Genomic DNA, 11,545 nt, shown 5'->3' with positions numbered 1-11,545 from the left:
CTGTTGCAATGAAGATGAGAATCAAGGAAAAACTCTTTTCAAAATTCTTGAAAATTGGGGCTTGCATCGCGTGGCGTTCCTTGCAATAATAGTCGAGCGCGAAGCGCACAGGACACGGTGGGTGTAGCTCAGTTGGCTAGAGCGACGGGTTGTGGTCCCGTAGGTCGAGGGTTCGAGTCCCTTTACCCACCCCAGTTCTTGCTTCGTGTTGATATCGGGTCGTTAGCTCAGTTGGTAGAGCAGGGGACTCTTAATCCCAAGGTCCAGGGTTCGACCCCCTGACGGCCCACCACACGATATCTCCTCTAAAGTCCGCTACGACGGACTTTAGCTTTGGGTCGTTAGCTCAGTTGGTAGAGCAGGGGACTCTTAATCCCAAGGTCCAGGGTTCGACCCCCTGACGGCCCACCCAAAGTATGTTAAAGCGACTGGCTTAGGCTGGTCGCTTTTTTGTTGACCTCGCATGGGGTCGAACCCGTCGGGGCGCGAAGCTGAGGAAATGCGTAAGCATTTACCAGCGCAGCGCGCAAGGCGCAAAGCGCCGAAGCGGCCGCCTGCAAAGCAGGCTGACCCCCTGACGGCCCACCAAAGCATGTTAAGACGGTCAGCGATAGTTGACCGTCTTTTTTGTTGACCTTTCATGGGGTCGAACCCGAAAGGGCACGGCCGCTTTCACAGATCGAGTCTACCCTGGGGATCGGTAAAACCGTCAGTACCTTCCTTGAGTTTCTTCTCGTCTGCCTTCACGCGACGCTCGAGCTTTTTTGTATCTTCGGCAGGCGGTAGGTTCTCAGGTACAATTCCGCGGTCGATGAGGCTGCCACGCACGCTTGTGTTGTTCTCGACGTGCTCTTGCTTGATCTGGTCCAGACCGTACAGGTCGTGTTCCTCGGCGTTGAAGGCCGTCATCGAGTTCGTAAGGTCCTTTGCTTTGATGAGAACATCGGCTAGCCCGTCCGCCAATGCCGAGCTCTTGGATACGCCGAGCTGTTGCTTCATTTCCGCCGTGCTTCTGCCGCCGAATAACGCTTCATCGCCCTTCGACTTGATGATTGCGAATCCTTTGGAGTCCACGCCGCGTTTGAACGCAATACCCGAGAGCTGTTTCTCTGAATCAGATAGCGAGTGGCGCGCCTGCAAGCGCTGAATCTCTGCGAAGCGCTGCTCTATGAGCTCTTGGCGGCGCGTCTGCACGGCGAAGTACGCCTGGGCGAGCGCGATCTCTGGCTTGTTTGAATCTCCGTTTTGGGCGATTAAATAGCATGCATAGCGCGTAAGCTTGTAGTCTTTAACCGCGCGAGCGGCGACACCGGCAGTTACCATTTTCGTGGTGTCACGAAAATGGGAATCAACTGGAGTTTTGTTTGTTTCGCACGAGACTTTTGCCCTCTTAACAACTTCGGCAAAGTTCTCCCATCGAGTGTACCCCATGGGTTCCATTAAATCGCGTGCGAGCCAATACTCAACGCCGTCTTCCACATTGGCGTAGCTATCAAGTTCGACACGCCACTTCTCGATATCTCTACTGTCCATATCTCCTCCTCGCTGATCTATTGTCTATGCGCGCTTTGCCCGCTCTGTACTCAGAATAAGGATACGCTGCCGTGCGGACACGAATGGGCCCCGTGCCACTTCGAGGTCACGGGGCCCATAGATATCGATTAGTTGTGCTCTGCTCTAGATAGGTGTCCAGTTTAATTCGATCGATAGTGCGAACCCAGGCTTTCGGTCCGCTTGCGCATGGCTTTGACCATCTCCGTTGCCAGCTGATTCTGCGATTGCAGGCGGGCGAGGGCTGCGATCTCGCTGTCATTGGCATGCGGCTTGCTCAGCGCAGTTGCCTCGTCTTTCAGGCTTTCAAGCTGTTGCAGGGCCTTGGATAGACCTGCTTCGGTCCTGTTGATCATGCAATAGGTGCTCATCGTGTGCTTAAGGCTGTGTGTCAGGCGTTCGGCATCTGTTGTGGCAATGCCATACTGAGGGAGGGCGATATCCATCGGAGCGGCCGCCTCGGGAGCGTCCAGCGCTGCTCGAGCTGCCGATGCGCCCGCGATGCGCCCGAATACGATGCCATTGGCACTCGACAAGCCGCCGATGCGGTCGGCGCCGTGCATGCCGCCTGTTGCCTCACCGCAGGCGTAGAGGCCCTCAACGCCCGTGTACGCGGTCTTGTCGATTTTGATACCGCCGTTGGCGGCGTGGGCATACATCGCCACGCGCATCTCGTCGGTCGGCGCGATGCCGTGCTCGTCTTGTAGCCAGGTGGCAAAGGTCTGCACAAACTCGGGGACGTCCTCGCGGGGGAAGTCGTAGTGGAGCGCCAGGTCTTCGGCTCCCGCTTGGTCGATGGCTAGGTCGATAGCGCGAGAATCCAGACGCGAAGTGAAGGGACCATATCCGGAGCGTTGCTCGAGCAGATCGTTTAGCTTGCCGTCGGCAATATCGACCGACTGGTCGAACTTGACGTAGCGCCAGGTCTTCTCGTTAAATACAAGGTTTCGCTTGGGCTCGATGAAGCCGGGCATCATCTGCATGAACTCTATATTAGTAAGTGTTGCGCCGTGCGCCAGCGCGATGGCCTGCGAGGAGCTGAGCACATCAGCCGACGTAAGGCTGCGCTCGAACAGGCCGCTTGTGCCACCGGCTGCGATGATCGTGGCCTTGGCAGCAAAGGGCACGATTCGATTTTCGGTGAGGTCGTAGAGCACGGTTCCGGTTATTCTGCCGTTCGTGTCCTCAACAAGGTCGATAAGCTCATGGCGGGGGAGCAGGCGAATGCCGAGCGACTCGATCCGGGCTGTCAGAGCGTCCTCAAGGGGTTTGCGGGTGAGGCCGCGCCATTTGCGTGTCTTATGGTCAAAGCAGGGGATAAATTGCTTTTGCTGAGCGCTCTCAGCGCTTTGCGGACGCTGGAGCTCAACGCCCAGGTCTTGCTCGAGCCATTCAATTGCCTGGGGAATGCCGTGGACAAACGTCTGGACAAGCTCGGGGTCGGCGACGCCGCCACCAACGGTCTGGATGGTATCGATGAGGTCTTGTTCGTCGTCTTCGTTAACGGGTCCGATGAGGCCGAGGCCCCAGGTTCCGGGGAAGAAGCTCGATCCACTCATAGTCTTGCCGGCGCTTGCCACAGCGACGGTTGCACCCGTGCGTGCCGCTTCGATGGCGGCGCAAAGGCCCGCAATGCCAGATCCAATTACCAGTACATCAGTCGATTCCATCGGATTCCTTTCTCGTCCGGCGCATTGTCGCATGGGTGATCGGCAATGGGGCCGCAAAGACTCGGCAAATCGGTAAAGGGCAAATATGGCAGGTGGGCGTCATGGACGTTCTGACGCTCCGTCTCATCACATCTCGTATTTCGCCCCAACTGATATATCGGCATTAGCTGCCCTGCGACAGCGTAAACAAAAAGAGCCGCTACCCCGAAAGGTAGCGGCTCCAAAGCTCAACTATGTGAGCATCGCGCGGGCGCGACTAGGCCTTGAGGGCCTCCTCGACGGCGACAGCGCAGGCGACGGTGGCACCGACCATGGGGTTATTGCCCATGCCGATGAGACCCATCATGTCGACGTGCGCAGGCACGGAGGAAGAACCGGCGAACTGGGCGTCGGAGTGCATGCGGCCCATGGTGTCGGTCATGCCGTAAGAGGCAGGGCCGGCGCCCATGTTGTCCGGGTGCAGGGTACGGCCAGTGCCGCCACCAGAAGCGACGGAGAAGTACTTCTTGCCAGCCTCGAGGCGCTCTTTCTTGTAGGTGCCAGCGACGGGGTGCTGGAAGCGCGTGGGGTTGGTGGAGTTACCGGTGATCGAGATGTCGACGTTCTCGTGCCACATGATGGCAACGCCCTCGCGGACGTCATCGGAACCGTAGCAGTTAACGGCAGCGCGGGGACCATCGGAGTAGGGGATGGTCTCGACGACCTTGAGCTCGCCCGTGTAGTAGTCGAACTGGGTCTTCACGTAGGTGAAGCCGTTGATGCGGGCGATGATCTGAGCGGCGTCCTTGCCCAGACCGTTGAGGATAACGCGCAGCGGCTTCTTGCGAGCCTTGTTGGCGTTCAGAGCCAGGCCGATAGCGCCCTCAGCGGCAGCGAAGGACTCGTGGCCAGCCAGGAAGGCGAAGCACTCGGTGTCGTCGGAGAGCAGCATAGCGCCCAGGTTGCCGTGGCCCAGACCGACCTTGCGGTCCTCGGCGACGGAGCCGGGAACGGTGAAGGCCTGGATGCCCTCGCCGATGATGGCGGCAGCCTCAGAAGCGGTCTTGGCGCCACGCTTGACAGCGAGAGCGCAACCGAGGGTGTAGGCCCACTCGGCGTTCTGGAAGGCGATGGACTGGGTGTTGTTGACGATCTCACGCGGGTTGAAGCCCTTGTCGGTGCAGATCTGCAGAGCTTCCTCGAGGGAGGCGATGCCGTTGTCGGCGAGGCACTTGTTGATCTTGTCAGCGCGGCGCTCGTAACCTTCGAACGTAACAGTCATAGTTATTTCCCTCCCTTTCTACTCGTGAACCGGGAACACGCTGGCGACGGAGTGAGTCTCCTCGTCGGTGCGCGGGTCGATGTACTTGGCAGCGTTCTCCCACTGACCATAGTGGCCCATAGCGCCAGCGATGGCCTCCTCGGGGGTCTTGCCGGCCTTGACGGCGTCGGTGAACTTGCCGAGGTTCAGGAACTCGAATGCGATGATCTCGTTCTTGTCGTTGAGAGCCATGCGGGTGACGTAGCCCTGAGCGAGCTCGAGGTAACGAGCGCCCTTGGCCTTGGTGCCGAACATGGTGCCGACCTGAGAGCGAAGGCCCTTGCCGAGGTCGTCGAGGGAGGCGCCCACGGGCAGGCCGCCCTCGGAGAACGCGGTCTGGCTGCGGCCGTAAACGATCTGCAGGAAGATCTCGCGCATAGCAACGTTGATGGCGTCGCAGACGAGGTCGGTGTTGAGGGCCTCGAGGATGGTCTTACCGGGAAGAATCTCGGAAGCCATGGCGGCAGAGTGGGTCATGCCCGAGCAGCCGATGGTCTCAACGAGGGCCTCCTCGATGATGCCGTCCTTGACGTTCAGCGTGAGCTTGCAGGCGCCCTGCTGAGGTGCGCACCAACCCACACCGTGCGTAAGACCGGAGATGTCGGAAATCTCCTTAGCCTGGACCCACTTGCCCTCCTCGGGGATGGGTGCGGGGCCGTGGTATGCACCCTTGGCAACGGGGCACATGTTCTCCACTTCCTGTGAGTACTGCATGCCTCTCCTCTCTATCGTGTTGGCGTCCCGTCTGGGGGTCGTGGCTGGCGATTGCCGGGCGACCCTTCGAAAGGGACATGACATGCAGCCCCTATAATACCGCGAAATGCACGGAATATTCGGCGAACGGCTCAGTTTTCGTAGCGAGAAGTCCGGAAGTTTTAATTGAAACGGTTTAACTATATGTTCTGTGGTCGCGAACTTCCGTAGAGGGGGTTCGTCTTTGGCAAGCTTTTGGTCGGCTCTTGTATGCGTTGCGGGGTCTGACCTGTTGCAACGGTGCCGTCCGCCGCCCGTTTACTGCCTTTGGCCGCGCGAGTGTATTGTTTTGCGTGAATGTTTTGATGGCACGCTTCAATCGTGCTGTATTGGATGGCAATCAGATCCCGGCGAAGGGAGCGCCATGCAGCGCGTTTGGAGAACGGTTACCGGCTTTTACCATGTCTGTGCCCGCGGTGTGGGCAAGCAGCTCATCTTTGAGGGCGATGAAGACCGGTGGGAGTTTTTGGAGTTGATGCGCGACTGCTGCCGGGAGGCAGGCGTCACGGTTATCGCTTGGTGTCTTATGGGCAATCACGTGCATCTGGTGCTGGCAGATTACGAGGACGCGATGAGCGCGGCGATGCACCGGCTGCTTTTGACGTACGCGCGGCGGTTCAATAAACGCACGGGGCGCACAGGTCATCTGTTCCAGAACCGTTTTGACCGGCGCTCGCTCGATACCGACTGGCAGGTGATGGAGGCTATTCGCTCCGTACACGCCGATCCACAGGAGGCGGGCGTTGGCCTAATCGAGCGTTATCCCTGGAGCAGCTTTGCGGAGCATTTGCGCGCTTACGACGGTGACGCGGCTGATGTCGCGAGGGGATTTTCTGATCCTTCTTGCGTGCTTGAGCTCTTTGGTTCTGCCGAGGGCTTTATTGCCTATTCACTTTCGACGCCCGACGGCGGCGAGCCAGCGCTGGGCGATATGAAAGAGACGGAGTGGGAACGCCACGCCTTTGCCGGCAAGATGGCTAAGGAACTCGGGGTTCCGCTTCGCGGGGTTAAAGCCGCACCGCCGGCGCAGCGCGATACCGTTATTTTTGGATTGCACGATGCCGGTTTCACGGTGCGCCAGATTGAGCGCTATACCGGGATTGGCAAAAGTACCGTCTCTCGTATTGTGCGTGCCCGCGCGCGGACGGCGATGCGGACTGGCGGAAACGTGATGTAGGGTCGCCTGTGCGCCGCAGATGGGGTCGTCCATACGCCGCAACAAGCGTTCAAAAGCTTGGTGCGGCAACTGCACTTCTTAATATGCATAGAACAATCGCCATCTTGCATAAAATAAGGGCTCAGTCCGGGTTTGCCCGTGCCTACCCCCATCTGCGCCGTGCAAAAAATGGAGTTTTCAGCATCGCGGTACTGCCACTACCGTCGCAATTTTGCAACATACGGGCCCCGAAGCTATTTATGCCTGCCGATGCGCTCCCGAAGCTCATGTTTGCGCCCCTGAGACCACGATGCTTGTTCTAAAACGCACTATATATGCGCCTGGAGACGTTGATTAACGCTTTCGATGCGTATACACACAGCTTGGCGTGCTGAATACTCGCAAAAATGCACGCCGCTCCCTATGGGACCCGTCTGCAGCAGGCGCGAAGCGAATCGGAGCCCAGCTGGATGGGGCATGGGACGATGCTAGGCGTGCTCGTGGCCCTGCCGCAGGCCTTTGGTGCTGTGGAAAACGCCCGTGTTCGCGTCTGGCTGTGTGGTAAATGACAGACGGGGTGCCGGACGCGCGGACTTTGTGCGTTCGCGCTCATTAGAAAAAACAGAGCCGCCCGTATCGGGCGGCTCGGCAATCAAAAACCTTGGATTCGGGGCATACGCTACTGGTTTGCTTGCCCCTCGAGCATGCCGTCGAGGGTGCGCCAGGCGAGCTCGGCGCATTTGACGCGGGCGGGCATGTGCGAGATGTCCTGGAGCTGGGCGGCCTCGTCCAGATCTTCCAGGTCCTCCTCGGAGAGCTGCTCGCCGCGGATCATGGCGAGGAAGAGCTCTGCCAAGCGGCGAGCTTCCTCGACGGTCTCGCCGGTGATGAGGTCGGCCATGATGTCGGCGCTTGCCTGGCTGATGGCGCAGCCGTGGCCGGTAAAGGAGGCCTCCTCGATCACGTTGTTCTCGACACGTAGCTGCAAGGTGAGCTCGTCTCCGCAGCTGGGGTTGATGCCGTCGTGCTCGTGCGTGGGGGCGTCCATCTCGTACTTGTAGTCGGGGTGCGAGTTGTGCTCCATAAACGTGGTGGAGGTGTACAGATTACCCATTGAACGTGCTCCAAACGTGATGCAGGCCGGCGATGAACTTGTCGATATCGGCCTTGTCGTTGTAGAAGGCCACGCTGGCGCGGCAGCAGGCAAGGTTCTCGACGCCCAGCCAGGTGAGCAGCGGCTGCGCACAGTGGTGGCCGGCGCGAATGCAGACGCCGTCCATGTCCATGATGCTCGCTACGTCGTGCGGGTGGATGCCCTTGACGTTAAAGCTCACGACGCCGTGGTGGTTGTCCCAATAGATGGAGCCGATGATCTGGACAAAGTCGAGCTGCATGAGTTCGCCCATCAGATAGTGGACGAGTGCCTGCTCGCGGGCCTGGATGTTCTCGTAACCCACCGTGTTGACCAGGTAATCGAGTGCGGCGCCCGTGGCGAAGATGCCGGCGGCGTCCTGCGTGCCGGCCTCGAACTTCTCGGGGACGGGAGCCCAGACAGCGTTCTGCTCGGTGACCGAATCGATCATCTCGCCGCCGGTAAGCATGGGCGGCATGGCGTTGAGCAGGTCCATCTTGCCCCACAGCACGCCGATGCCCATGGGGCCCATGGCCTTGTGCGCACTAAAGGCAAAGAAGTCGGCGCCCAGGTCGGCCACATCGACCGGCATGTGCGGCAGCGACTGCGCGCCGTCGACGACCAGGTAGCCGCCGTACTTGTGCACGAGTTTGCCGAGGTTCTTGACCGGGTTCTCGACGCCCAGCACGTTGGAGACCTGTCCCACGGCTAGGATCTTGGTCTTGGGACCCACCTTGGCAAGAACCTCCTCGGTGGTGAGCTGGCCGGTCTTGGTGGGGTAGAGGTAGACGAGCTTGGCGCCGGTCTCGCGGCAGACCTGCTGCCACGGAATCAGGTTGGAGTGGTGCTCCATGATGGTGATGACGACCTCGTCGCCCGGTTCGAGCACTGTGGGCGCAAAGCTCTTAGCGACCAGGTTGAGCGACTCGCTCGTGTTGCGGGTGAAGACGACCTCGTTGGCCTGTGAGGCGCCGATGAGGTCGGCGATCTGCTGGCGGACCTTCGCGATGGCGTCGGTGGCCTCGACGGACAGCGAGTACAGGCCGCGCAGGGGGTTGGCATTCATGCGCTGGTAGAAGTCGCGTTCGGCGTCGAGCACACAGGCAGGGCGCTGCGCGGTGGCGGCGCTATCGAGGAAAGCGATCTCGGGGTGCTGCTGGAACAGCGGGAACTGGCCCTTGTAGGGGTTGGTCTCGATGTCCACGGTGGGCCAGCAGCGCGAAGCCTCGTCGCTGGCGTCGAGCTCCATGGGCTCGGGGGCAGTACAGGTGTCGCATTTAACGTGCTCGGTGTCGATCATGCGAGCTCCTCTTCAAAGTTGTCGATCAGGTTGTTGCCTAGGCGGACGACGGCGGCGCGGGTGCGCTCGTCGGTGGCGGAAAGCGCGGCGTCCTCCAGTTTGGCGCGGATGAACAGGTCCTCGGCAGCGTTTTGGTCAAGGCCACGGCAGGCGAGGTAGAACAGCTGCTCGTCGCGGACGTGACCGATGGTGGCGCCGTGGTTGCCGGCGACGTCGTCCTCGTCACAGAGAATGACGGGAACGGTCTTGTTGTCGACGCCCTTGTTGGCCAAAAGCACCGTCTCGCGTTCGGTGCCGGTTGCACCCTTGCAGCCGTGCACGAGGTCGATGGTGCCACGGTAGACCTTCTTGGACGTGCCGGTCAGCACGCCGTTGGCGTCGATCTCGCACTCGGTCTTGCGACCGCGGTGGCGCAGCTCGTAGTTAAAGTCGCGCACCTGCTCGCGGGCGCCCAGGTAATCGGTATCGATGGTCACCTTGGCGGTGTCGCCCAGCAGGTCGCCGGCAAGGCCGGTGGCGCTGGCGCCGGCACCCAGGACGGTGTGCTGCACGTTGACGCGCGCGCCCTCGTCCAGGAACAGGCCGGTGTCGTCGAGTGCGATCCAGCTGTCGTCGAGTGTCTGCGTGCAGGTCACGTTGACGGTGGCGTACTCGTGGGCGCACACGCGTAGCACGGAGCCCACGACACCCTCGCCGGTAACAGGAGAGTCTAGGGCAATATGCAGGTCGAGCGTTGCCTGCGGGCGAGCGACGATGTCGATGGCGGCGATGGCCGCGGCGGCATCGACACCGCTCACACGCACGGTAACCGTGGCGTGCTGGTATGCGGGCACATCGATGACGATGCGCTTGGTAGCGTGCTCGGCCAAGTAGGCGTAGGCAGCCTCGCCCATGCCGGTTTCGAAGGCTTCAGCAGGGGAGAGCTCCTCCTCGAGCTTAATGGCACCGGCCTGGTAGACGGAGGTGGCGGGGACATCGAGCTCGGTCTCGGGCGTGATGCGGGCGCGGTCGGCGGCATCACCGGGGGCGGAGGCACGGCGCTCGGGGAAGCGCTCGGCCATGGCGTCCATGGCGGTGTCGAAGGCGTCGGCCGCGCCGGAGAACTGCTCGTCCAAGCCCTCGACCTCAACGGCCTCGGCGGGAGTGGCGGCAAGCTCGTCAGAGAGCTCGAGCTTGGTCTGGTTCATTTTCAACCAGCCCCAGGTTGCTGCGGGCATCGCGTTGACCTGCTCGAGCGTGGTAGCAGCGGCGTTGGTTTCCTGTTTCATTATCCGATCGCTCCTTCCATCTCGAGCTTGATCAGGTTGTTCATTTCGACGGCGTACTCCAGCGGCAGCTCCTTGGAGACCGGGTTAGCAAAGCCGTTGACGATCATGGTGCGGGCCTCTTCCTCCGAGATGCCGCGGCTCATCAGGTAGAACACCTTGTCGTCGCCGATGCGGCCGATGGTGGCCTCGTGGCCGATGTCGACGTTCTTGGCGCGGATGTCCATGGCGGGGATGGTGTCGGAGCGGCTCTGGTCATCGAGCATGAGCGACTGGCAGCTCACGGTTGCCTTGGAACCCTCTGCCTTGGGCGTGGCCACGATAGAGCTGCGGAAGGTCTGAATGCCGCCGCTCTTGGAGATACCTTTGGTCTCGACGGTTGCCGAGGTATCGGGCGCGTTGAGCACGACCTTGCAGCCGGTATCCAGGTTCTGGCCGGCGCCGGCAAAGGTGATGCCGGTAAAGCTCGAGCGGGCGCGGCGGCCGTTGAGCACGCTCATGGGGTAGAGGTAGCCTACGTGGCTGCCGAAGGAACCGCTGATCCACTCGATATCGCCGTCCTCGTCCACGCGCGCACGCTTGGTGTTGAGGTTGTACATATTCTTGGACCAGTTCTCGATGGTCGAGTAGCGCAGATGTGCACGCTTGCCCACAAAGAGCTCGACGGCGCCGGCGTGGAGGTTGGCCACGTTGTACTTGGGCGCTGAGCAACCCTCAATGAAGTGCAGGTCGGCATCGTCCTCGACGATGATGAGCGTATGCTCAAACTGGCCGGCGCCCTTGGCGTTAAGGCGGAAGTAGCTCTGCAGCGGGAAGTCCAACTTGGTGCCCTTGGGCACGTAGACAAACGAGCCGCCCGACCATACGGCGCCGTGCAAGGCCGCAAACTTGTGGTCGGTGGGCGGGATGAGCGTCATAAACTTCTCGTGGATGAGCGGTTCCCACTGTGGATCGTGCAGGGCTTCTTCAATACCGGAGTAGACGATGCCCATCTTGGACGCCGTGTCCTGCATGTTGTGGTAGACCAGCTCGGAGTCGTACTGCGCGCCGACGCCTGCCAGGTAGCTGCGCTCGGCGTCGGGGATGCCCAAGCGCTCAAAGGTGTTCTTGATGTCGTCGGGCACCGACTCCCAGTCGTGCTTTTGGTCGGTGTTGGGCTTGACGTAGGTGACGATGTTGTCCATGTCCAGGCCCTCGATGGAGGGGCCCCACGTCGGATCGGGGAAGCGGTTGAAGATCTCGAGGGACTTGAGGCGCAGGTCGAGCATCCACTGCGGTTCGTCCTTCTTGGCGCTGATCTCGCGCACGATGTCGGGCGTGATGCCGGCGTCGAGGCGCTCGAATCCCTCCTCGCCATAGGTGAAGTCGTAGAGGCTGCGGTCGATGTCCGCGACCTCGGTGCGGTTCTTGGTCATTAC

9 protein-coding genes and 3 tRNA genes are annotated in these 11,545 nt (G+C 60.7%); 4 read left to right on the top strand and 8 right to left on the bottom strand.

Going from position 1 to position 11,545, the window contains the following annotated elements; genetic code table 11:
• The first annotated feature begins 117 nt into the window (after positions 1–117).
• From DW850_RS06050 to DW850_RS06040, 3 genes are all read left to right on the top strand, one after another.
• Positions 118–194, top strand: a tRNA-His gene (locus DW850_RS06050).
• 22 nt (positions 195–216) lie between these two features.
• Positions 217–292: transfer RNA gene (locus DW850_RS06045), tRNA-Lys, on the top strand.
• Positions 293–335: 43 nt separating this feature from the next.
• Positions 336–408 (top strand) — tRNA-Lys (locus tag DW850_RS06040).
• Between the two features lie 264 nt (positions 409–672).
• On the opposite strand, the gene dinD is transcribed toward DW850_RS06040, so the two are convergent.
• From dinD to DW850_RS06020, 4 genes are all read right to left on the bottom strand, one after another.
• Positions 673–1,533 (bottom strand): DNA damage-inducible protein D, encoded by an 861-nt coding sequence (gene dinD, locus DW850_RS06035; protein ID WP_117629101.1) that lies wholly within the window; start codon positions 1,531–1,533, stop codon positions 673–675.
• A gap of 161 nt (positions 1,534–1,694) precedes the next feature.
• Positions 1,695–3,221, bottom strand: a complete 1,527-nt coding sequence (locus DW850_RS06030) for an FAD-dependent oxidoreductase (protein WP_117786543.1) — start codon at positions 3,219–3,221, stop codon at positions 1,695–1,697.
• Positions 3,222–3,477: 256 nt separating this feature from the next.
• Positions 3,478–4,482: a GGGtGRT protein gene (locus tag DW850_RS06025; protein WP_055252290.1), complete on the bottom strand. Its 1,005-nt coding sequence runs from the start codon at positions 4,480–4,482 to the stop codon at positions 3,478–3,480.
• Between the two features lie 18 nt (positions 4,483–4,500).
• Positions 4,501–5,235: an iron-sulfur cluster assembly scaffold protein gene (locus tag DW850_RS06020; protein WP_006235554.1), complete on the bottom strand. Its 735-nt coding sequence runs from the start codon at positions 5,233–5,235 to the stop codon at positions 4,501–4,503.
• A 403-nt stretch (positions 5,236–5,638) separates the two neighbouring features.
• On the opposite strand from DW850_RS06020, the gene DW850_RS06015 reads away from it, so the two are divergent.
• Positions 5,639–6,451 carry a transposase gene (locus DW850_RS06015; RefSeq protein WP_055252289.1) on the top strand — a complete coding sequence of 271 codons (813 nt, stop codon included), beginning with the start codon at positions 5,639–5,641 and terminating at the stop codon, positions 6,449–6,451.
• 658 nt (positions 6,452–7,109) lie between these two features.
• On the opposite strand, the gene sufU is transcribed toward DW850_RS06015, so the two are convergent.
• The 4 genes from sufU to sufB are packed head-to-tail and all read right to left on the bottom strand — an operon-like array spanning position 7,110 to position 11,542.
• Positions 7,110–7,544 carry a Fe-S cluster assembly sulfur transfer protein SufU gene (gene sufU, locus DW850_RS06010; RefSeq protein WP_055252288.1) on the bottom strand — a complete coding sequence of 145 codons (435 nt, stop codon included), beginning with the start codon at positions 7,542–7,544 and terminating at the stop codon, positions 7,110–7,112.
• Positions 7,537–8,862 carry an aminotransferase class V-fold PLP-dependent enzyme gene (locus DW850_RS06005; protein WP_199575608.1) on the bottom strand — a complete coding sequence of 442 codons (1,326 nt, stop codon included), beginning with the start codon at positions 8,860–8,862 and terminating at the stop codon, positions 7,537–7,539. The genes sufU and DW850_RS06005 overlap by 8 nt, the downstream gene beginning before the upstream one ends.
• Positions 8,859–10,130, bottom strand: a complete 1,272-nt coding sequence (locus DW850_RS06000; protein ID WP_117786542.1) for a SufD family Fe-S cluster assembly protein — start codon at positions 10,128–10,130, stop codon at positions 8,859–8,861. The genes DW850_RS06005 and DW850_RS06000 overlap by 4 nt, the downstream gene beginning before the upstream one ends.
• On the bottom strand, positions 10,130–11,542 hold the full coding sequence (sufB, locus tag DW850_RS05995) for a Fe-S cluster assembly protein SufB (protein ID WP_117640948.1): 1,413 nt from the start codon (positions 11,540–11,542) through the stop codon (positions 10,130–10,132). Before sufB ends, DW850_RS06000 begins: the two co-directional genes overlap by 1 nt.
• Between the last annotated feature and the right edge of the window lie 3 nt (positions 11,543–11,545).

It is taken from the genome of Collinsella sp. AM36-4AA, from assembly GCF_003467795.1.
Lineage (GTDB): Bacteria > Actinomycetota > Coriobacteriia > Coriobacteriales > Coriobacteriaceae > Collinsella.
This window is presented reverse-complemented; position numbering and strand designations above follow the sequence as displayed.

What these genes read in the sequence shown, in the direction of transcription:
- DW850_RS06030 (WP_117786543.1), bottom strand. Translation starts at nt 3,221, where the DNA reads ATGGAATCGACTGATGTACTGGTAATTGGATCTGGCATTGCGGGCCTT.
- DW850_RS06015 (WP_055252289.1), top strand. Translation starts at nt 5,639, where the DNA reads ATGCAGCGCGTTTGGAGAACGGTTACCGGCTTTTACCATGTCTGTGCC.
- sufB (WP_117640948.1), bottom strand. Translation starts at nt 11,542, where the DNA reads ATGACCAAGAACCGCACCGAGGTCGCGGACATCGACCGCAGCCTCTAC.
- DW850_RS06025 (WP_055252290.1), bottom strand. Translation starts at nt 4,482, where the DNA reads ATGACTGTTACGTTCGAAGGTTACGAGCGCCGCGCTGACAAGATCAAC.
- dinD (WP_117629101.1), bottom strand. Translation starts at nt 1,533, where the DNA reads ATGGACAGTAGAGATATCGAGAAGTGGCGTGTCGAACTTGATAGCTAC.
- DW850_RS06005 (WP_199575608.1), bottom strand. Translation starts at nt 8,862, where the DNA reads ATGATCGACACCGAGCACGTTAAATGCGACACCTGTACTGCCCCCGAG.
- DW850_RS06000 (WP_117786542.1), bottom strand. Translation starts at nt 10,130, where the DNA reads ATGAAACAGGAAACCAACGCCGCTGCTACCACGCTCGAGCAGGTCAAC.
- sufU (WP_055252288.1), bottom strand. Translation starts at nt 7,544, where the DNA reads ATGGGTAATCTGTACACCTCCACCACGTTTATGGAGCACAACTCGCAC.
- DW850_RS06020 (WP_006235554.1), bottom strand. Translation starts at nt 5,235, where the DNA reads ATGCAGTACTCACAGGAAGTGGAGAACATGTGCCCCGTTGCCAAGGGT.